This is a genomic window from Brachybacterium equifaecis, from assembly GCF_023509525.1.
Lineage (GTDB): Bacteria > Actinomycetota > Actinomycetes > Actinomycetales > Dermabacteraceae > Brachybacterium > Brachybacterium equifaecis.
In genome coordinates, this window is sequence record NZ_JAKNCJ010000003.1 from 47356 (window position 1) to 67344 (window position 19989).

A 19989-nucleotide genomic window follows, 5' to 3' on the forward strand; every position below is an offset into this window, starting at 1 on the left:
ACAGTCGCGTCTCAGCGTTCGTCCAGTGAGCGTTCCATCTCGCTTTCGCGCATCCGTCCCGCCAGCAGAGCGATCAGCGCAAGGGCGGGTGGCGCGATGCCGGCGATGATGAAGATCACGGGGATAGGCACGAGCAGTGAGAGCGGGCCTGCGATGGCGATCGAGACCGGCATGAAGGCGATCGAGACGAAGAAGTCGAGGCTCGCGACTCGGCCGATCATGTCGAGCGGCACCAGACGTTGCAGCAGGGTTCCCCAGATGACGACACCGGCTCCGGTCGCCGCGCCGACGATGAACAGTGCTGAGAGCATCAGAATCAGGTTGTCGGCGACGCCGATGACCGCAAGGGGGAGGGTTCCGCCGCCCCAGCAGGCGATCATGAATGTGAGGTAGCGGCGCGGCAGTTTCAGAGATGACACAACGAGTGAGCCGATCGCCCCGCCGATGCCGAATGCGGCAAGGAGGAAACCGAACGTCGATTCGGCGTCCTCGAACCTGTCGCGGGTGATGAACGGCAGCAGCACTTCGATCGGTCCCTGGATGATGAGGGCGAGAGAGGAGCCGAAGATCAGAGTCCAGAGCAACCAGCGAGTGCGAGCCACATAGTTCACGCCTGCTCGAAGGTCGCCCCACACGCTCGTGCGCTGCTCCGGAGAAGTGACCGTGATCAGTTCGTCGCGCCGACTGAGGAACAGAGTGAGGATGAACGCGATCGCGTACGACGCTGCGACGATCACGGCCCCGATGGCGGGAAAGAACATGCCGACGAAGATTCCGCCGAGGGCGGGACCCAGACCCTGCCCCATTGAGGGTCGGAGAGCGCCTTCGAGCCCGTTCGCGGCGAGGAGCTGCTCAGGCGGAAGCACCTGGGGCAGATACGCGCTGTAGGCGGGGTAGAAGAACGCGCTTCCTGCGCCCATCGCGAAGGAGGCGACGCCGACGTGCCACAGTTCGATCGTCCCGGTGAGGGACAGCACTGCCACCACGGTCATCACGGCCGCGGTGCATCCCTGCACGGTGATGATGATGCGGCGTTTGGAGAACCGATCGGCGACAACGCCACCCAGGATCGAGAAGGCGAACAAGCCCAAGCTCATCCCTGTCGCGACCGCTGAGAGCGCGAGCGGGCTGTCATCGAGCGCGAGGACTTGGAAGACCATCACGATGGTCCACATCCCGGTGCCGAAGACCTCGATGCCGACTGCGGCGAACAGGAGCCGATAGTCCCGCGAAGCCAGTGGCCGCAGGGCACGTATCCGGTTGAGGTTCTTCTCGCTCATACCAGCGCCTCGCCTTCGATCATCGAAGTCAGTTCGAGGCTCGGCCATTCGTAAACGTCACGGAGCAGCTGCCGGTCGTGCGTTGACAGGACGACCGCCGCTGCAGTCGCTCCGAGCGCGTCGGTGAGTTCGTCAACGAGCGCGATTGAAAGGTGGTTGGTGGGTTCGTCCAGGAGGAGCACATGCGGGCGCATCGCGAGCACGAGTGCCAGATCGAGCCGGCGCTGCTGCCCCATCGAGAGCTCGCCCACTCGTTTGCCCGCCTCGCGCGGGCGAAGGAGACCAAGCTGAGAGAGGCCGATCGCATCCGATTCCCGCAAGGTGCCTTCGGACACGAGCGCGCCGACGTGCGTGGCGTACACCTCGCTCGCTCTCCGATCAGGCGGCAGGGTCGTCTCCTGATGGAGAAAGCCGAGGCGCGTGCTCCGAGGCATCCGAACCGCTCCGGTGTCCGGCGATAGCTCACCACCGACCACGCCCAGCAGTGTGGACTTGCCGGCACCGTTCGGGCCGGTCACAACGAGACGGCCGCGGTGGGAGAGTGAGAACGACACTGGCTGGCTCAACCGCCCGGCGACGCTGACGTGATCGACGCTGAGGAGAACCGCGCCAGTTCGTGTGGGGAGTTCGGGGAACCGGAAGAGCTGAGGCGGTTCCGGCACGGTGACGGCGTGGGCTTCGAGTGCTTCCTGGCGTCGGTGAACGTTCTGCACAAGCCCGCCGGCCCGGGTGGCGCGCCCATGCTTGTTGGTGCCCTTCTCTGGTCTCCACCCCGAGACGAGTCGGTTCTGCGCTGCGCTGAGACTGTCCTGTAGCCGAGCATGCTCGGCCTGCTGGCGGTCATAGTCCTGTTCCCAGCGTTCCCGCTCGGCCAGACGTCCCTCCCGGTAGCCGGCATAGCCGTTCCCGTACACGCGCGGCCGATCGTCCGGCGTCGGGTCCAGGTCGACGATGGTCTCCGCGATGTCGGACAGCAGCGCGCGATCGTGGCTGACGACGACAACACCCCCGCTCCGCGCTCGGAGCTGCGCGGTCAGGAACTCGAGCCCGCTTCGGTCGAGGTGGTTGGTGGGCTCATCAAGCAGGAGGAAGTCGTGATCGGCGCCCAGGAGGCACGCCAGCCGTACCCGATAACGCTGTCCCACCGAGAGGTCTGTGAGAAGCCTGGTCGAGTCCGTCTCCGCGTCGAGTGCTTCGAGCGCGATCTGCACGCGCCGTTCGGCATCCCACGCATCGAGCGCTTCGGCATGTTCCAACGCGGCCGCGTACTGCTCCTCCGTCCGGTCCTTGTTGTCCGCGAGAGCGAGAGCGGCCGCGTCGAGCGCCGCCAACGCGGCCAGTGGTTCGGCGATCGCCTCTGCGACCGCCTGCCCAACAGTTCGACTGTCAGCGGCGGTCATCTCTTGCTCGGCCACAGCGATCGTGCCGATGCGCTGGACTGTTCCGCTGTCCGGGACCAGGACGCCAGCGAGAACCTGCAGGAGGGTCGATTTCCCTCGCCCGTTCTCTCCCACGATCGCGACACGCGATGAGGAAGTGAGGGTGAGGTCTACATGATGGAGAACGGGTGTGGCTCCGCGCATCAAAGACACGTCGGAAGTGATGAGTTGCGCGCGATGGCGCGCCGGATGACGGTTCGTCGGGGTAAGCATTGAAGTCCTTCGAGACGACGCACCACCAGCCACAGACAGGCAGATAGGTACGCAAATGACGGCGACCCAGGAAGGGTCAGAAACGAGCGGCCGCCGCAGTCTCGGATTACTCAACGAGCGCGGTGGGCCTACTCAGCCGTCACAGGAAGTACAAATGCATACGACCACCCTACCGCACGAAGCCGACGTGCCCTCCGCCTAGCTACGCGATCGCTAGAAGGGCGCGGAGCGCGTGCGCTGCTTGGGCGGGTACGACTCCGTTGCCGAGTGCGGTGAGCTGTTCTGGCGGGGTGAGCCCGAGGTTGGGATCGGTCACCCATCCGTCCGGTAGGCCCATCAGCCATTCCACGAAGCGCGGCGCGGGCCGGCACTGCCCCTCGTCCGTTACGAGGGCTGGTGAGGGGGCGCCTCGTCCGGTGAGGTGTTCCCATCGTCGGATTGCCAGGGCGTAACGTCCCCAGCGTCGAAGAGCTGCCCGATCAGCGGCCACAGAAGCTCCGGATCCCGATGCGGCCGCGAACCGTCCGGCCCGTTCAGCGCCAGGTCGATGACCTGATGGGACAGGGCGATCGTGCCGCGCCGCGCGCGTACTCGTTCCAGGCTCTCCCCGCCGCGGGCGGCGTCGGAGGCCAGCGGCGTGCGGAACAGCGCGGCGGGCGAGGATGAAGATGCGAAAGCGGGTGTGGGGTGCGCCGATGTCGGAAGCGGGTAGGCCGAGCCAGCGCGCGTCGTACCCGAGGTCGGCCAGATCGCCGAGTACGGCGCCAAGAGCCCGTAGAGGTCGAGCTGGCTGGTCTCCCAGATGCCACGGGTCGGATTCCACACCGCGAACGGCCGCCCCCTCGATTGCGGTTGCGGGCTCGGGGGTTGCAGAGGCGGGGTTGCGTCCATCAGGGTCCTCTCCTTCCGGTGTCGGGCGCGTCGCGGTAGCCGAAAGCAGCCCGCGCACGTTCTCGGCGACGACCCACTCCGGTTGCAGCACGTCGATCGCCTCGGCCATGCGCGCCCACAACCCCGAGCGGGTGCCAGGGTGCAGGCCGGCCATGCGTCCCACGGTGGACACGTCCTGGTAGGGGAACCCACCGCAGATCACATCGACGGGCTCGACCGCGTTCCAGTCGATCGTCGTGATGTCGCCCAGGTTCGGCACGCCCGGCCAGTGATAGGCGAACACCCGCGCCGGCGCCGGGCTCAACTCTGAGAACCACACCGTCTCGCCGTCGAACACTTCCTCGACGGCAAGGTCGAGTCCGCCGTAGCCAGAGAACAGTGACCCGATCCGTAGACGACGGCCCTGGGTCTCGTCGTTCGGCAGGCGCATGAGGACTCCGGCAGATCGGTGATCCCCGGCCGAGTCCGATCGTGAACTCGATGCCGGGCTGGTTACCCGCCAAGTGCTCGCCGCACCTCCCGTCTCCAACTCGAACGACCTTGCGACGGCCTGCCGCCGCCCTTGGCTCGCCCCGTCTCTGAGCTGCCACACGTCTTTCAGACGAGGCGCGAGGGTCCCGAGTCGCATCTGATGCGACCGGGCTTGCGGGATCACCTGCTCTCCGAGCGGTTAGCGGAAGGGGCAGCCGAGGTGACGGTTTCGATGCGTGTGATGAGCGCGGGCGATGGGTACAAGTACCTACTGAAGTCCATCGCCGCGGGCGATGGCGACCGCTCGCTGTCCACGCCGCTGACTCGGTATTACGCAGAGGCAGGAACGCCGCCCGGCTTCTGGATGGGCTCGGGACTTGGCCGGCTCGGGCACGGCGAGCTGGTCGAGGGAGCCCAGGTCGCAGAAGCCCAGCTCGCGCTGTTGATCGGGATGGGCCATGACCCGATCACGGGCGATCCGCTGGGCCGCGCCTACCAGCAGTTCGCGTCGGTCGCGGAGCGGATCACGCAGCGCGTCGACGCCCTCGACCCCGAACTGGGGCCGGCCGCTCGAGCTCAACAAGTAGCCGCGATCGAAGCGGAGGAGGCTGAGCGCGGAACCCGCCGCGCCGTGGCGGGCTATGACTTCACCGTCTCCGTGCCGAAATCCGTCTCCACGATCTGGGCGGTTGCAGACGCGGGCACCCAAGCCTTGATCGCAGACGCCCACCATGCGGCGGTTGCAGAGCTGGTTGCGTTCCTCGAACGAGAGGTTGCGACAACCCGAGTCGGTGCAACCGGCCCGGACGGCGCGGTTGCGCACGTCGATGTCGCCGGCGTCGTGGCGGCGGCGTTCGATCACTACGACAGCCGCGCGGGCGACCCGCAGTTGCACACGCATGTCGTCATCAGCAACAAGGTTCTGACCGTGCAGGACGGGCGCTGGCGAACCCTCGCTGGCCGGCCGATGCACTCGGTCGTCGTAGCCGTCTCCGAGCTCTACAACGCCGCTCTGGCGGACCAGCTCACCCGCGTCCTCGGCGTGGAGTGGGAGGCGCGAGAGCGGGGCCGGGACCGGAACCCGGCATGGGAAATCGAGGGCGTGCCCGACGAGCTGGTGACTGAGTTCTCCACCCGGTCGCGACACATCAAGGCCGAGAAGGATCGCCTGATCGCTGAGTACGTCGCCAGGCACGGGCGCCAGCCTTCGGCGCGGACGGTGCTGAAACTCCGGGCACAGGCGACGCTCGCTACCCGGCCGGAGAAGCAGGTTCGGTCGCTGGCCGACCTCACCCGCGAGTGGCGGCAGCGCGCCAGCCGAGTGCTCGGGAAGGACGCGAACGGCTGGGCTCGCACCCTCACCGTGACGAACGCGCGGGCGCCGCGGGTGTTGCGTGCCGACGATGTGCCGCTGGACGTGGTGCGTGAGGTCGGGCAGACCGTGATGGAGACGGTCGGTGAGAAGCGTTCGACCTGGACCCGCTGGAACCTGCATGCCGAGGCATCCCGGCAGTTGATGGGGTGGCGGTTCGTCACCATGCAGGATCGGGAGGCGATCACTGGCCTGGTGGTCGACGCGGCCGAGCACGCTTCGCTGCGGTTGACGCCGCCGGAGCTGGCGTCGAGTCCGTTGCAGTTCCGCCGCGTGGACGGCACCTCCCGGTTCCGGCCGCACTCCTCGACGCTGTTCTCATCCGAAGTCCTGCTGGCCGCCGAAGACCGGCTCCTGGCCCGAGCGTCCACCACCACGGGGCCGGTCGTGGCGTTGGAGACGGTCGAGAGGATCGCCCGAAAGCCCGACGCACGCGGGCGGGTGCTCGGCGAGGATCAGGCCGCGGCCCTGGCAGCTATCGCAGTCTCCGGTCGGATCGTGGACGTGCTGGTCGGCCCGGCCGGTGCCGGGAAGACCACGGCCATGAACGGGCTCCGCAGGGCGTGGGAGAAGGAACACGGCAACGGGTCGGTGATCGGACTCGCGCCCTCTGCTGTGGCGGCGCAGGTCCTCGCCGATGACCTCGGCATCGCGACGGAGAACACCGCGAAGTGGTGGCAGAACCATCTCATGCACGGGACCACGTTCGCGGCTGGGCAGCTCATCATCATCGACGAGGCGAGTCTGGCCGGCACCATGTCGCTGGATCGGCTCACCCACGAGGCTGAGCAGGCGGGCGCGAAAGTCCTCCTGGTCGGTGACTGGGGCCAGCTCCAATCACCGGGCGCCGGCGGGAGCTTCGCGATGCTCGTGCACGCCCGTGAGGATGCCCCCGAGCTGACCGATCTGCACCGCTTCACCCACGAGTGGGAGAAGACCACCTCGCTCCAGCTCCGCCACGGCCGCGCCGAGGCGATCGACACCCTGATCGAGCACGGCCGGATCACCGGCGGCGACGAGGAAGCGATGATCGACGCCGCCTATCGCGCGTGGCGGGCTGATGTTGCCGCTGGGCGTGCGTCGATCCTCGTGACCGAGACGCACGCGACCGTCACCGAGCTGAACGCCAGGGCGCGGGCGGATCGGATCATCGACGGCGCCGTGAACCCGACCCGCGAACTCGCCCTGCACGACGGTACCGCGGTCTCGGACGGTGATCTGGTCATCACCCGCGAGAACGACCGGCGGCTCCGCAACGGCCGAACGTGGGTCCGCAACGGCTCCAGATGGATCGTCACCGGGGTCCGTGAGGACGGGTCGGTCAGCATCCGCCCTGCCGGGCGCAGGTTCGGCGGCGGGATCGTGCTGCCGGCCGACTATGTGGCCGAGCACCTGGACCTCGGTTATGCGATCACCGCGCACCGTGCCCAAGGCGTGACCACCGACACCGCGCACGCGGTCGTCACCGCCACCACGACGCGGGAGAACTGCTACGTCTCCATGACCCGCGGCGCCACCAACAACCACGCCTACGTCGCCGTCGACCGTGAGGACGCCGAGCACGCGGTGCCGCGTCCCGGCGACAACCCGAACGTCACCGCCCGCTCGATCCTCTACGGCGTGTTGCAGCACATCGGCGCGGAGCTGTCGGCGCACGAGACGATCGCCGCCGAGCAAGACCGCTGGGGCTCGATCGCGCAGCTCGCAGCCGAGTACGACACGATCGCGCAAGCCGCGCAGCACGACCGCTGGGCCACCTTCCTGCAAGCCTCCGGCCTCACTGTCGAGCAGGTCGAAGACGTGCTCGCCTCCGACGCCTACGGTGCTCTGTCGGCCGAGCTGCGCCACGCCGAGGCCAACCACCACGACCTCGACGTGCTGCTGCCCAAGCTGGTGGCCGCGCGGGGCCTGCGCGATGCCGACGACATCGCCTCCGTCCTTCACGCCCGCGTCGCTCGTGCCACCGTCCGGCCTGCCGGATCGGGACGCACACGCAAGCCCCCGCGGTTGATCGTCGGGCTCATCCCGCACGCCGGCGGGCAGATGGCCGAGGACATGCGCCAAGCCCTGGACGAGCGCCGCGAGCTGATCGAGGCCCGCGCCGACGCCATACTCCGTACCGCGCTCACCGAGAAGGAACCGTGGACGGCCAGCCTCGGCCAGGCACCGAAGGACAAGAAGCAGCAGGCGGCATGGTGGCGCGCCGCCCGCACCATCGCCGCATACCGAGACCGCTACGGCATCACCGACGACCGCACCCCGTTCGGCCCCGACCCGGAGAGCACCAGCCAGAAGATTGACGCGATCCGCGCCCGCGCCGCCCTGAACCGCGCCCGCGCCGCCACGATCGAGGGCACCACGACGGAGCAGATACGGCCTGTGGCTGTCGGGCGGCGGACGCCGAGTCTGTGAATGAGCACCTGTGGCCGCACGTCACCCGACTACCAATCGAGCAGACTTAGCATGTTCGATGCTCCGGTACTGATTTGGCGTGACGCCGATACCGCGGCGAAACTGTCGCGCAGCGAAGTCTGAATCACGCCAGCCGACTTCGCGAGCAATAGCGGAAAGTGGCCGGTCGGTAGTGCGGAGAAGATGAGCCATCCGTTCTGTGCGGAGCATTGTTAGGTAAGCGATGGGCGACTTGCCGTACGCTTCCACAAACACCCGCCCCATCTGCGACTTAGACAAATGGACTTCATCGGCAAGGTCCGACACCGACCAACGGCGCTCAATGTCCGCGCGCAGCAGTTCCGCGGCTCTCCGCGCCTCCATGCGCAGCGGGGTGAACCGGCGATGCCGAGGCAACGTGGGCCACGTTGTCGCTTGCTGCGTTGAGGATGTTCGGATCGGAGAGGTCTTGATGAAGGGGGCGATGACGTGCGTGATCGAGAACCAGAGCGCCTGCATTCGGTAGAAGTTCTCCACTGGCCGGCCTTCGATACTTAGCGCGACCAGTTCGTCCAGCCACGGCGTTAACGACTCCGCCCGATCCTCGCCGAGTCGAAGAATCTGGGCGGGCTCAACATAGGTGGCGGCGTAAAAAACCTGCGCATCGAGACGATCTTGCAGCATCCCGACGTACTGCCAGAACACTTGATCGACCACATAGTCGGTGTCGGCATAGATTGTCGTCATCGTGATACGGCCTTCGGGCTCACCACCGCACAGCGTGTTCGGACCGAGCAGGATCACGTCACCGGCATTGACTAGTTGCTTCCCGAACTCACCGACCAAGACCGCGCCGCCGTCACGGACGATCGTTATGGTCACACAGTCATAGGCCGACGGTACGACGGCAGCACGGAGCACTCTGGTTCGAGCAATGACCGGCTCGAACCAGAGTGCTCCACTGCGACGGGGAGACATCACGCTGTCGAATCCCAGTGATGCGTGTCGTCCGACGACCCACCGTCCTAGTTGACACGCTCCCGATGCGCCCTCGTGCGGTACCACCACAGAAGCAGAGCGAGGCCGACGAATATGGCACTGGTCAGAGCGATGCCGCGTGTTCCGGCGAGGTTGAGGGCGAGACCGCCAGCAATGGGGCCGATGATCGCCCCGATGTTGAGTGCCGCAGTAGAGAACGACCCAGACATCGTTGGGGCTGCTTCCGCCTCGGCCATGATCCGGGCGATCAGCGCGCTGCCGACGGTGAAGGAAAGAGCGCCTTGTGTGAAGGCTAGAACCCACAGCAGAGCGGGGCTCGTCGGTGCCAGGGCGAGAGTCGCCCAGCCGACAAGCAGGAGCGGACTCGCTATCGCGATCAGCGGGCGCCAGTGACGGTCTCCGAGCTGGCCGGCCAAGGTGACACCAGCAAAGGCGCCGATGCCGAACAATGCCAGGAGCGCCGGCACCGCCCGGTCACCGATGCCACCCGGTCCAGCGGCGATCACAGCCAAGTAGGTGAACGTGCAGAACGTCGCTCCGTTGACCAAGATCGCCAGGACCACGACGACTTGTAGCGGGCGCCGACGCAAGACCGAGAGCTCTGCACCCAACGTTGTCGGTGCGGTGGCTACTGCAGTCGGGTCAGGCCGGGTCGGCGTCGCCGTGACCACCGCGATAAGTGCGGGTACGCAGATGATAGCGATGGCCCACAGGGTCGTGCGCCATCCCAATGCCTCACCGACAAGAGCCCCGAGAGGAACACCGGCGATCAGCGCGAGCGTGGTGCCAGCGAGGATCACAGCCAGGGCGCGTGCGCGCCGGTGGGCGGGAACGATCTGGCCGACCGTCGACAAAGCGACGGCAAGGAACCCGGCGTTCGCCAACGCAGCGACAAACCGGGTCAGGATGAGAATGACGAACGACCCAGTGACGGCACCGACGACATGTGCGACCACGAAGACGGCGAGGAACCCGGTCATGGTCCACCGCGGCGATAGCCTCCGGCCGCTAGCGGCCATCACCGGCGCGCCGATGACCATTCCGACCGCGAACGCGGAGGTCAGGAGACCGGCCTGACTCAGTGAGACGCCAAGCTCGGTGGCGATAGCCGGTAGCAGGCCAGCCAAGACGAACTCGGAAGTTCCTTGAGCGAAGACGGCGAGGGCAAGTAGATACAGCAAGAAGGGCATGAGAGTGCTTTCCGAAACATGAGACGAATACGGGTGCGAAAGGCACGGCCGGTGTTTCGGATGCACGGGCTCAACGGACGCGACGACTCAGGGCGCGCGTGCGACGAGGCTGGTGGGGAAGAACGTCAGCATCCAGGGCTACCGGCGTGCCGGCAGCCCTGCTCTGTCTGACTCAGGTGACCCCATAGCCCCAAGACTATCTCAGAAGCAGAGCGGAGCACCCGCGCGGCGTTCTCGGCGCGGGCACCTCGAACTCAGAGAGAGCGTCCGGGCGTGCTCCGTGACGGCCGCCGGTGCCCGAACTCGCGTCCGATCTCGGGTCGGGTCATGGCCCGACCTGGGCTCGGGTCGGCGTCGAGAAGGTCGATCACGTCGCTGGGCTGCGTGACGAGCGAGGCGAATCCTTGCTTGATGAGTACGTTCGGTCCGGCGCTCGCGACGCTGGTCAGCGGACCAGGCACGGCGCCGACGCCCCGGCCGAGGTCGCGTGCGTCGATGACCGTGGTCATCGACCCGGATCGAGGCCCGGCCTCGGGGATCACGGTCGCACCCGACAGTGCCGCCAACAGGCGACTACGGGCGAGGAACCTGTGCTTTGTCGGCGCAGAGCCGGGTGGCAGTTCGCTGACCAGCAGCCCGATATCCCCGATCCGGTTCAGCAGCTCGGAATGTCCGGCCAGGTAGGGACGATCCAGCCCACCGGCCAGGACCGCGATCGTCTGACCGCCCGCGGCCAGCGCGCTCTTGTGCGCGGCCCCTTCGATCCCGTAAGCGCCACCGGCGACGATGACCCGTTCCTCATCGGCCAGGCCCATCGCCAGCTCGCCCGTGACGTGCTCGCCGTATTGGGTTGAGGCACGAGAGCCGGTGATCGTGGCTCGATCGCTCAGTGGCGTCATCAGGAACGAGACCGCCCCGCGCATCCACAGCAGGTACGGAGCACGATCGCCCAAGTCGTTCAGGCCGGCGGGCCACTCCTTGTCGGCAGGAATGAGCGTGCCGAACCCGTGCCGCTCCGCCTGCGCCAGTTGATCCAGCAGGCCGGGCGTGATCCGTTCGGTAAGCCGCTCGCGCCACATCAGCGCCTCGGCGCGAGCGAGACAGGGCACGTCGTCGTCGGCCTGGATCAGGCGCAGCGTCTCGACGCCGCCGTGATGGGCGAGGACAATGCCGGTGGCTGGGTCGTTCGGCTCGGCGATCATCGACAGCACGGCTCGCGCCTGCCGCTCGTCCTGTACCTGCTCGGCCATCGTCGCCATGATCGGTGTCCTCTCGCTCCAAGGTCACCGACGAGGTACACGCTCTTGCGCTCAGCGAGGGGTTCCCTCCGTCACACGTCAGTCGTAGACTGTGAGATGAGGCAGGTTCAGCAAACTACGCGGGTCCTTCGGGACGGCCCCTCGCGGGCACTCGGTTCATAGCCGCCTCCACGACGGAACACGTCGCGCTATGACGAGGAAAGAGGCCCGCAATGATTCGCCAATCCATGAACCTGAGCGAACGAGGCTACGGCGTCTTCCAGTACGCGCCCACGAACCTGCTGCTCGGCGCCATCCGCTACCGCCGTCGAGGCTTGAAGTGGGGCATCCCCGCCATGCTGCTCCTGGGCGGCGGTTACTACTACGCCACAGCGATCTGCCACACGATCATCCTGCGGGAAGGCCCCGGTCCTCTCTACCTGCTGGTCCTGCTGTTCGCGTGGAACGCCCTCAAGTTCTTCTGGATCGGGCCGGTCAGCCTCGTCCAGCTCGTGCTCGTCCAAGCACAGGAACGGAGGGTCCGACGAGTCGCCGACGTGGGGGAGGGCGAGGGCAGCCGACAGATGTCGGAGGCACCCGGCATCCTGTGACGTGGGCTTGGGGTTCGCCCGCCTGTCGTCGCGGTGGCAAGGGCAGCGCCCCGGTAGCCTAGAGGCAAGGCCTACCTGTCGGAGGTGAAGCAAGCAGAAGGAGGAGGTGCGATGGTGGCGCGGTCCAAGGATCGACCGACTGCGGAGCAGATCGAGCTTGCCGAAGCGCAGATCGTTGAGCAGTCCAAACGAATCGACTTCTTCCTCACGGAGTATTCCGTCGAGCTGCTGGCCCAGAAGGTCCGCGACGGCGAATATGTCGTGCCCGCGTATCAGCGCGAGTTCACCTGGGAGGAGCGTCGTAAGTCTCGGTTCATTGAGTCATTGATTATGGGTCTTCCGATTCCGTTCATCTTCTTCTGGGAGATGCCGGACGGGCGGCTGGAAATCGTTGACGGCTCGCAGAGACTGCGCACTATCGAAGAGTTCATTTACGGCGGATTCCAGCTTGGCGAACTTGATCCTCTGACACATCTGTCGGGATTCCGTTTCGATGACCTCCCCGAGTCGAGGCAGCGAAAGATCAAGAACCGATCAGTTCGCGGCATCGTTCTGAATGAGCATGCCGATGAGGCGGCGCGGCTCGACATGTTTGAGCGCATCAACACGGGCAGCAAGATCGCCAACAATGCAGAGATTCGTCGTGGCGCTCTCGCTGGGCCGTTCCTGGACGTTGTAACTGAACTTGCTAACGTGCCGCTCCTTGCCCAGCTCGCGCCGATGCCAGCGAAGGCCAAGAGAGAGCGTGGCTACGAGGAACTCGTCACGCGACTCTTCGCTTACGGAGACGGTCTTGACGGCTATCGAGACCGGCCTTCCGACTTCCTCTTCACTTACTCAAAGAAGATGAATCAAGAGTTCGCTTCAAACCCGGACCTGGCGGACGCATATCGCCAGCGGTTCAATGCTGTTCTTGATTTTGTGTCACGCAATTTCCCGTTCGGATTCCGTAAAGCCGAGAAGAGCACGGCCACGCCGCGGACGCGATTCGAGTCGATTGCTATCGGCGTTGACCGGGCACTGGCTGAGATGCCGGAGCTTGCCGACCGCCCGGCCGACCAGATTGATGTCGCCTCCTGGATTGGTCTGCCGGAGTTCCAGAAGATCACGAGTTCGGACGGTGCGAATGCGATCGCTCGCCTTCGCGGACGTATTGATTTCGTGAAGCACAAGCTGGTGGGGCATGGCGACGATTGATCTTGCTCCGTTTTTTGAGGAGAGGTACGAAGAAATAGAGGCGTACCTCTCTTTTCCGCAGAACGTCGAGGATGCCGCCCGCGAGGGCACACCCCGCCTGCGTGGAACCGACGCTCCGATCACCACTGAGCAGAAGAAGATTCTCAACTCAAGTCTCTACCTACAGCTCTACAACCTCGTAGAAGCCACCGTGCTCCGATGCTTGGAAGCGGTTGTCGCCGCCGTCGAGGAAGCGGAACGGCGTCCGAGCGAGCTAAGCACTGGTCTCCGAACTGAGTGGGTGCGTTCGATCGCGCGCACTCATAGCGATCTGGGGCCGGACAAACGTCTGCAAGCGGCACTTGATCTGTGCGAGCAGTTGTTGCAGCAGATGCCTGTCAAAGGGTTCAAGATCGAACCTGGTGGGGGCGGAAACTGGGACGACTCTTCGATTGAGAAGATATGTGAACGAGTTGGCTGTGGCCTGACGCTCTCACCTGATGTCCTCGAAGCGGCAAAGCGTCACATTCGAGATGACATGGGCGCCCTCAAACTAGTTAAGAACCGTCGCAACGGACTTGCTCATGGGTCGCTGTCATTCGTTGACTGCAGCGATGGCGTGACGGTAGCGGAGCTCAAGGTCCTCGCTACTGCGGTCGGAGACTATCTGAGAGAAGCAGTTGGATGTTTCGTGAGCTTTATCCAGGTCGAGATTGCGAAGAGCAAAGAGCAGATGGAGACGGAAGGAGTGGTCGCTTGATGAGTGAGGGCGAGAACGCTCCGACGATTCGTGCCGTCGATCTGTTCTGCGGAGTTGGCGGCCTGACATACGGCCTCGTCCAGGCAGGTATCGAAGTTGTTGCGGGCATCGATATCGACCCGGCGTGCAAGTATCCCTACGAGGCCAATAACAAGGCCAAGTTCATTGAACGTGATGTCAATGAACTTTCGGCGTCTGACGTTGCAGCCATGATTGGCGGTGCCGACATCAGCATGATCGCTGGATGCGCCCCATGCCAGCCGTTTTCAACGTACAGCCGGTCGGGCAGGAGCAAGAAGCGCGGAGACGACTGGCAACTTGTTGAGACGTTCGGCAAGCTCGTGAAGGAAGTCCAGCCCGATCTGGTCACGATGGAGAATGTTCCTCAGTTACTCGACCATCCCGTCTTCGATCAGTTCTTGGAGAACTTGGATGGCTATTCAGTTGAGTGGTCTGTCGTTCAAGCGGTCCGGGTGGGCATCCCGCAGACACGCAAGCGCCTGGTTCTCATCGCCTCCAAGCTGGGCGCTGACGGCCTCACGCTGGCGCAAGACACCGAGCGTGTGAGGACCGTGCGGGAGGCCATCGGTCGCCTCCGTCCGATCGAGGCTGGTGAGTCAGACCCGAAAGACCGTCTGCATGTCGCGTCACGATTGAGTAAAACCAACCTTGAACGGATACGCCACTCGAAGCCGGGCGGTACATGGCGCGACTGGCCCGATGCGCTCCAGGCCGCCTGTCATCGGAAGAGCACGGGCGCCACGTATCCGAGTGTGTATGGCCGGATGTCGTGGGACGACGCGAGTCCGACGATCACTACCCAGTGCTTCGGGTACGGGAACGGGCGGTTCGGTCACCCCGAGCAGGATCGGGCCATCTCCTTGCGGGAAGCTGCGATCTTGCAGACCTTCCCACCCAAGTACAAGTTCGTACCTCCGGGCGAGCCCGTCCGCTTCAGCGTGCTGGGACGCCTCATCGGCAACGCCGTACCAGTGCGCCTCGGCGAGGTTGTTGGCCAGACGATCGTCGCGCACGCTTCGCGGTTCCGGCCGCCGGAGAGCCGAGTTGGGGCTGAGCGAGGGACGCCAGGACAAGAGCCACGCGGCGATCATCTCGCTCGGTCGTAGGGGGACCAGAAGGGGACCAGAAGGGGACCAGAATCATGCAAACCATGCATCCCGTGACGTGTTCTGCATGATCTGACCCCGGAATCACGCGGAATCCGGCTTGGTCGGAGCCGTTTGGACGCCTGGGGGTCAAGGGGTCGCAGGTTCAAATCCTGTCAGCCCGACCATTGTCCTGAGTCGCGACATCATTGACAGATGATGTCGCGGCTCAGGACTTTTTTGCGTGGGTTCACGTTTCCCGGCAAGCCCTCCCGTGGAGGCTGTGTCCTAGGGGCGCTTGGTAGCAGGGGGTGAGCCACCGCATGGCTCTGGGGCCAGCCTCGCGGGATTTCCCCACGACTGTGGTTGCGCGTCACGCACAACCGGGGGTCGGCTGGAGCCCACCAATCCGCTCGCTCAGATCCTGCGGATCCCTTCCTGGCCCCGGCGCACCGCGGCCCCGAACACAGCGGCACCGAGGATCCCTACCAGCATGCGGATCGAGCCGATCAGCGGGAGCTGCAGGAGCAGCATGAACAGGGAGAACCCCTCGCTCGTGGCGCCTCCGAGAGCGAACCCAGCGATCAGCGCTGGAGCGATGCACCAGACGGCGACGGCAGCTGCGGCGGCTCGCACGGTGGTGCTCAGACGGCTCGGGGACTTCAGTGCCAGGAGCAGCATCGTGCAGAAGAGCAGACCTCCGATGGGGTTCGCGATCAGCCACGTCAGCATCGCTTCCCCTCCGCGCAGGAGGATCTCCGCTGCGGTCATCGCAGTCGTCCCGAGGGAGCAGAGCGCGGCAGCGAGCAGGATCCGTCGGCGCAGTGCCCGCGGCTCCGGGGCAGCCGGCGCGCCGTAGCGTGCACGGAGATCCGTCATGACCGATCCCCTCTTCCATCCGATGCCGTCTGCAGTCATGGCATACTCTGGCACCCGCGCGGCAATCAGGCCACGCGCTGCTGCGCAGCTCGGCTCGGCCTCTGCGCCCGCACCAGCACCCACAGCCCCACCAGCGCGATCACACTCCAGATCAGCGCGACGCTCCATGACGCGCCGGCGATCACCAGCAGCGGCGCGATGGCGACGGCCGCGCCCTCGATCGGGATCAGCGGGATGTACGCGTAGCCGAAGTCCTCGACAGTGCCTGACTCCTGCTCGGGGTCCACGATCCGCAGCAGCGCGATGCCGGTGGCGACCGAGCCCGTGGCCCAGCCCCAGGTGAAGATCTGCTTCTCGAACCAATTCCGGCCGAGGAACCGCGGTGCGATGACGAGCCCCAGGAACAGGCAGAACGCCAGGCCGAGCACGAAGATCAGCAGCAGTGATCCGACGTGCTGGGCGACGAAGGCGGGCTGGATCGAGACCATCCCGCACACGATCAGCACGTCGGACGCCGCACCGGAGAGCGACTTCGTCGTCGCCGGGTCCACCACGCGGATCGCGCCGAGGCGCGCCATCGCCCAGCGCACGAGGATGCCCACGAGGAACGCGGTCGTGAACAGCGGCAGCGCGAACGCGTTCAGCCACTGCGCGGAGAGGGTTTGCACCACATAGCCGGCGGCGAGGATCGCGGCGATCAGCGCCGCGTGCAGGGTGAGGGTCTCGATCGAGCTGCCCGACATCGTGTGCCGGCCGTGGGCGGCGCCCTCGTCGGCCCCGAGCACGCCGGTGCGCAGGGAGGCCGGCAGACCCCGGCGCACGTCGAACGCGGCGACATGCCCACGGGAGGCGCCGATCCGCGCGAGGATCACCCCGCCAATGATCCCGGAGAGCATGCCGACGGTCGCGGCGGTGAACGCGACCGAGGTGACCGCGGGATCACCGTTCGCAGCGAACACGTCTCCCATCGCGGCGGAGGTGCCGAAGCCGCCGGACCAGGCGGCGAACAGGATCAGGCCCATCGAGCTCGGCGCATCCAGCAGCGGCCCGAGCACCAGCAGCGCGAGGATCATGCCGACTGCCACCTGCCCGGCGGACATCAGCACTCCGTAGCCGGCGAACCCGCCGATCGAGCGCGTCATCCGGGAGAGACCGAACTCCTGGGACAGGGCCATGCACGCGAAGACGACGGCGATGAGGATCGTGGTGTAGGAGCCGACGTTTCCGGAGAACGGGAGCCCCTGCACAGCCCACGACCCGAGGTGCCAGCCGCGAGCCTCGGCAAGAGCACCGAGCACGTGGGGGCCGAGCAGGAATCCGAGGAGCCCGGCGATCACGGGAGCGGGAAGCAGGAGCCACTGCAGCGGCCGCAGCCATGCGCGCAGCACCACACCCACCAGCAGCAGCGCGCCGATCAGGCCGGCATCGAGGATCAGCGTCTCGCGGAAGGCGGCGGCGTCCATGGGGTGCTCCATTCTCACCAGGGGGCGGGGGTCTCATCGCAATCCTTGCTGGTTGGGAGCCCAGCCGACGGCAGGCGCGCGGGTGTCCGGCAGTCGGAGACGCGCGGTCCGCGCAGTGGGATCGCCCTAGACTCGCCCCCATGCCCGACCGCTCCCCTGCCGCCACGCTGCCCTCGGCGCCTCCCGCCGCTCCCTCCGGAAGCGCACAGCTGCCGCAGTGGGTGCTGACCGTCGTCTGCGAGGACCGTCCCGGGATCGTCCATGCGCTCAGCGGCGCGATCGTCGCCGCCGACGGCAACATCCTCGAGAGCCAGCAGTTCTCCTCCCCCGATACCGGCCGCTTCTTCCTGCGCCAGCAGATCGAGATCGGTGCGGATGCGGAGCTCCTGCGCGAGAAGCTCGCCCCCATCGCGCAGCGCTTCGCGATGGAGCTGCAGCTGGAGGAGGCCGGCCGCCCCCGCCGCGTCCTCGTGCTCGCCTCGACGGCCGAGCACTGCGTGCGCGACCTGCTGTTCCATCAGCGCGCCGGTCAGCTGCCCGTGGAGATCCCGCTGGTGATGGCGAACCACGACACCCTGCGCGAGCTCGTGGAGTTCCACCGCGTGCCGTTCGAATCGCACCCGGTGAAGGGCGCAGAGCAGAAGGCGGAATTCGAGGCCCGAGTGCTGGAGGCCATCGAAGAGCACGACATCGAGCTGGTCATCCTCGCCCGGTACATGCAGATCCTCTCCCCCGAGCTGTGCGAGGCGCTGTCGGGCCGCTGCATCAACATCCACCACTCGTTCCTGCCCGGCTTCAAGGGCGCGAACCCCTACCGTCAGGCGCACGAGCGCGGGGTGAAGCTCATCGGCGCGACCGCCCACTTCGTCACCTCAGACCTCGACGAGGGTCCGATCATCGAGCAGAACGTGACGCGCGTGGATCACGCCCACTCCGTCGCCCAGCTCCGGGAGATAGGCCAGGACCAGGAGGCACTCACTCTGCGGCGCGCCGTCACCTGGGCCGCCCAGTCGCGCGTCCTGCTGGACGGCACCCGCACCGTCGTCTTCCGCTGAGGTCGAGCGCGAACCCTGGTCTCAGCGCTCCTTGCGGCGAGCCCAGTCCTCCGACGAGTCCTGCGGTGATCGCCGATCGCGCCCGCTCCGGACGATCCTCAGGACCAGCATGATGACGTTCGGGATCAGGACGATCAGCGCGCAGAGCGCGAACGCCGCCACCGGTGGATTGCCGGGCATTCGATCGAAGAGATCACCGGACGTGATCATCGACCACACGATGCGGAACAGCACGAGCAGCGCGATGATCGAGAGACCGACCCGGATCGCGCGACCTGCTGTGCTGCGCCGGGTGATGAACGGCTCCTTCTCTCGGCGCTCCGGACGGGTCGGGGCGAAGTCGCTCTGGAAGCGGTCGTCCTCGTTCATCTGTGCTCCTCGCGAAGAAGTCGCTCGACAGGGAAGCCCTGCCAGTCTGCGGCGTCGGCATAGCGCATCCCCACGGGGACCTGAGCCGCGGAGAACCACGCCGCCGCGTGCGGCACCAGCCGCACGTCGTGCCAGGGAACGTCCATCGCGGGATCCTGCCAGAGGGTGAGCGCGACCTCGTCGCGGCGCCCGAGCGCCACGAGCGCCAGGCGCCGCAGCTGCGCAGCGGAGTGCACACCGGGCCGGCAGGACTGCGGGATCGCGAGCGCGGAGTCCAGCGCCATCGGCCAGCGGGTCTCCCCCCACGCCAGCTGCGCGTGCGCGCCGCTGCCGAGGATGACGGCCGGCAGGCGCAGATCCGCGGCGCGCACGGATTCGTGACCCTCGACGGGGATCTGGAGGATGCGCGGATCCGCCCACATCCCGGGGATGAGGCTCTGGCCCCGATAGCGGACCTCCACGAGGACGCCGTCGCCGAAGATGCGCAGATTCTTTTGTGCCGACCGCTCGGCGTGGGAGGGATCGAGCAGGACCCGCACCTCGGCGCGGTCAGCCTCCGCTGAGGTGAGCGGCAGGGCGAGGAGGGAGCCGGGAGCGACGCTGCGCCTCATACCCGGAACTCTGCTGCCGGGCCGCCGGCGCGCGCACATGCGATCTGCTCCTGGAAGCGTGGGCTCAGCTCCGGGAGCTCCTCGAGGTCGAACCAGCGGGCATGGGTGTTCTCGCCGTCGGCCGGGTGGGGATCGCCCGAGACGTGCTCGAACAGGAAGCACAGATCGAGGTACTGGGCCTGGTCGCCGTTCTCATAGGTGATGAGCGGCAGCGTGCGCACATCGACCAGACGGACCGGTCGGGCCAGGACCCCCGCCTCCTCCTCGACCTCCCGGCCGCCCGCTGCAGCAGGCTCCTCCCCCGGGTCGATGATACCGGTGACAGGAGTCCATGCGCCCGTGTCGGCACGCCGCACGAGCAGCACGCTCGTGCGCTGAGGGTCCATGACCACGGCGGTCACCCCGCTCAGCCAGAGCGGGGCGTGCCCGATGTGGCGGCGCAGTTCGAGGATGAAGTCAGGTGTGGCCACCCGTT

General features: G+C 66.4%; 17 protein-coding genes. 6 read left to right on the forward strand and 11 right to left on the reverse strand.

The features are described from left to right. Positions 1–11 precede the first annotated feature (11 nt). The 3 genes from Bequi_RS08090 to Bequi_RS08100 all read right to left on the reverse strand — a co-directional run bounded on the left by Bequi_RS08090 (position 12) and on the right by Bequi_RS08100 (position 4253). Complete coding sequence (locus tag Bequi_RS08090) at positions 12–1280, reverse strand: MFS transporter (RefSeq protein ID WP_007926545.1); 1269 nt, start codon at positions 1278–1280, stop codon at positions 12–14. Beyond that, complete coding sequence (locus Bequi_RS08095) at positions 1277–2932, reverse strand: ABC-F family ATP-binding cassette domain-containing protein (protein ID WP_007926546.1); 1656 nt, start codon at positions 2930–2932, stop codon at positions 1277–1279. The genes Bequi_RS08090 and Bequi_RS08095 overlap by 4 nt, the downstream gene beginning before the upstream one ends. 202 nt (positions 2933–3134) lie before the next feature. Continuing rightward, positions 3135–4253, reverse strand: coding sequence for a DNA cytosine methyltransferase (locus Bequi_RS08100; RefSeq protein WP_249737440.1), 1119 nt, complete (start codon positions 4251–4253; stop codon positions 3135–3137). Between the two features lie 273 nt (positions 4254–4526). On the opposite strand from Bequi_RS08100, the gene mobF reads away from it, so the two are divergent. Continuing rightward, positions 4527–8078 carry a MobF family relaxase gene (gene mobF / locus Bequi_RS08105; RefSeq protein ID WP_040881054.1) on the forward strand — a complete coding sequence of 1184 codons (3552 nt, stop codon included), beginning with the start codon at positions 4527–4529 and terminating at the stop codon, positions 8076–8078. 21 nt (positions 8079–8099) lie between these two features. On the opposite strand, the gene Bequi_RS08110 is transcribed toward mobF, so the two are convergent. From Bequi_RS08110 to Bequi_RS08120, 3 genes are all read right to left on the reverse strand, one after another. Beyond that, entirely contained in the window at positions 8100–8939 is an 840-nt protein-coding gene (locus Bequi_RS08110) for a helix-turn-helix domain-containing protein (protein WP_007926549.1), read from the reverse strand. A gap of 143 nt (positions 8940–9082) precedes the next feature. Then, the gene (locus Bequi_RS08115) at positions 9083–10246 is read right to left on the reverse strand and encodes a Cmx/CmrA family chloramphenicol efflux MFS transporter (RefSeq protein WP_128277088.1); all 1164 of its coding nucleotides are present in this window, start codon (positions 10244–10246) and stop codon (positions 9083–9085) included. A gap of 254 nt (positions 10247–10500) precedes the next feature. Continuing rightward, positions 10501–11505 (reverse strand): DNA-processing protein DprA, encoded by a 1005-nt coding sequence (locus Bequi_RS08120; protein ID WP_007926555.1) that lies wholly within the window; start codon positions 11503–11505, stop codon positions 10501–10503. Between the two features lie 227 nt (positions 11506–11732). Between Bequi_RS08120 and Bequi_RS08125 the strand changes: the two genes are divergently transcribed. The 4 genes from Bequi_RS08125 to Bequi_RS08140 all read left to right on the forward strand — a co-directional run bounded on the left by Bequi_RS08125 (position 11733) and on the right by Bequi_RS08140 (position 15158). Beyond that, positions 11733–12095 (forward strand): hypothetical protein, encoded by a 363-nt coding sequence (locus Bequi_RS08125; protein ID WP_007926557.1) that lies wholly within the window; start codon positions 11733–11735, stop codon positions 12093–12095. 111 nt (positions 12096–12206) lie between these two features. After that, complete coding sequence (locus Bequi_RS08130; protein ID WP_007926559.1) at positions 12207–13292, forward strand: DUF262 domain-containing protein; 1086 nt, start codon at positions 12207–12209, stop codon at positions 13290–13292. Continuing rightward, positions 13279–14031, forward strand: coding sequence for an MAE_28990/MAE_18760 family HEPN-like nuclease (locus Bequi_RS08135; RefSeq protein ID WP_249737441.1), 753 nt, complete (start codon positions 13279–13281; stop codon positions 14029–14031). The genes Bequi_RS08130 and Bequi_RS08135 overlap by 14 nt, the downstream gene beginning before the upstream one ends. Then, positions 14031–15158, forward strand: coding sequence for a DNA cytosine methyltransferase (locus Bequi_RS08140; protein ID WP_007926561.1), 1128 nt, complete (start codon positions 14031–14033; stop codon positions 15156–15158). Before Bequi_RS08135 ends, Bequi_RS08140 begins: the two co-directional genes overlap by 1 nt. A 396-nt stretch (positions 15159–15554) precedes the next feature. On the opposite strand, the gene Bequi_RS08145 is transcribed toward Bequi_RS08140, so the two are convergent. After that, positions 15555–16016 (reverse strand): hypothetical protein, encoded by a 462-nt coding sequence (locus Bequi_RS08145; RefSeq protein ID WP_249737442.1) that lies wholly within the window; start codon positions 16014–16016, stop codon positions 15555–15557. Positions 16017–16081: 65 nt separating this feature from the next. Beyond that, on the reverse strand, positions 16082–17479 hold the full coding sequence (locus Bequi_RS08150) for a sodium/glutamate symporter (protein ID WP_249737443.1): 1398 nt from the start codon (positions 17477–17479) through the stop codon (positions 16082–16084). A gap of 140 nt (positions 17480–17619) precedes the next feature. Here Bequi_RS08150 and purU point away from each other — a divergent pair, with 140 nt between their 5' ends. Continuing rightward, positions 17620–18534: a formyltetrahydrofolate deformylase gene (gene purU / locus Bequi_RS08155; RefSeq protein ID WP_249737444.1), complete on the forward strand. Its 915-nt coding sequence runs from the start codon at positions 17620–17622 to the stop codon at positions 18532–18534. Between the two features lie 21 nt (positions 18535–18555). On the opposite strand, the gene Bequi_RS08160 is transcribed toward purU, so the two are convergent. Genes Bequi_RS08160 through Bequi_RS08170 form a run of 3 tightly spaced genes read right to left on the reverse strand, consistent with a single transcriptional unit; the run spans position 18556 to position 19984 of the window. Then, complete coding sequence (locus Bequi_RS08160) at positions 18556–18903, reverse strand: hypothetical protein (RefSeq protein ID WP_249737445.1); 348 nt, start codon at positions 18901–18903, stop codon at positions 18556–18558. Continuing rightward, complete coding sequence (locus Bequi_RS08165; protein ID WP_249737446.1) at positions 18900–19514, reverse strand: hypothetical protein; 615 nt, start codon at positions 19512–19514, stop codon at positions 18900–18902. Before Bequi_RS08165 ends, Bequi_RS08160 begins: the two co-directional genes overlap by 4 nt. Further along, positions 19511–19984 carry an NUDIX hydrolase gene (locus Bequi_RS08170; protein ID WP_249737447.1) on the reverse strand — a complete coding sequence of 158 codons (474 nt, stop codon included), beginning with the start codon at positions 19982–19984 and terminating at the stop codon, positions 19511–19513. The genes Bequi_RS08165 and Bequi_RS08170 overlap by 4 nt, the downstream gene beginning before the upstream one ends. Between the last annotated feature and the right edge of the window lie 5 nt (positions 19985–19989).

What these genes read in the sequence shown, in the direction of transcription:
- Bequi_RS08090 (WP_007926545.1), bottom strand. Translation starts at nt 1,280, where the DNA reads ATGAGCGAGAAGAACCTCAACCGGATACGTGCCCTGCGGCCACTGGCT.
- Bequi_RS08095 (WP_007926546.1), bottom strand. Translation starts at nt 2,932, where the DNA reads ATGCTTACCCCGACGAACCGTCATCCGGCGCGCCATCGCGCGCAACTC.
- Bequi_RS08100 (WP_249737440.1), bottom strand. Translation starts at nt 4,253, where the DNA reads ATGCGCCTGCCGAACGACGAGACCCAGGGCCGTCGTCTACGGATCGGG.
- mobF (WP_040881054.1), top strand. Translation starts at nt 4,527, where the DNA reads ATGCGTGTGATGAGCGCGGGCGATGGGTACAAGTACCTACTGAAGTCC.
- Bequi_RS08115 (WP_128277088.1), bottom strand. Translation starts at nt 10,246, where the DNA reads ATGCCCTTCTTGCTGTATCTACTTGCCCTCGCCGTCTTCGCTCAAGGA.
- Bequi_RS08120 (WP_007926555.1), bottom strand. Translation starts at nt 11,505, where the DNA reads ATGGCGACGATGGCCGAGCAGGTACAGGACGAGCGGCAGGCGCGAGCC.
- Bequi_RS08125 (WP_007926557.1), top strand. Translation starts at nt 11,733, where the DNA reads ATGAACCTGAGCGAACGAGGCTACGGCGTCTTCCAGTACGCGCCCACG.
- Bequi_RS08130 (WP_007926559.1), top strand. Translation starts at nt 12,207, where the DNA reads ATGGTGGCGCGGTCCAAGGATCGACCGACTGCGGAGCAGATCGAGCTT.
- Bequi_RS08135 (WP_249737441.1), top strand. Translation starts at nt 13,279, where the DNA reads ATGGCGACGATTGATCTTGCTCCGTTTTTTGAGGAGAGGTACGAAGAA.
- Bequi_RS08140 (WP_007926561.1), top strand. Translation starts at nt 14,031, where the DNA reads ATGAGTGAGGGCGAGAACGCTCCGACGATTCGTGCCGTCGATCTGTTC.
- Bequi_RS08145 (WP_249737442.1), bottom strand. Translation starts at nt 16,016, where the DNA reads ATGACGGATCTCCGTGCACGCTACGGCGCGCCGGCTGCCCCGGAGCCG.
- Bequi_RS08150 (WP_249737443.1), bottom strand. Translation starts at nt 17,479, where the DNA reads ATGGACGCCGCCGCCTTCCGCGAGACGCTGATCCTCGATGCCGGCCTG.
- purU (WP_249737444.1), top strand. Translation starts at nt 17,620, where the DNA reads ATGCCCGACCGCTCCCCTGCCGCCACGCTGCCCTCGGCGCCTCCCGCC.
- Bequi_RS08160 (WP_249737445.1), bottom strand. Translation starts at nt 18,903, where the DNA reads ATGAACGAGGACGACCGCTTCCAGAGCGACTTCGCCCCGACCCGTCCG.
- Bequi_RS08165 (WP_249737446.1), bottom strand. Translation starts at nt 19,514, where the DNA reads ATGAGGCGCAGCGTCGCTCCCGGCTCCCTCCTCGCCCTGCCGCTCACC.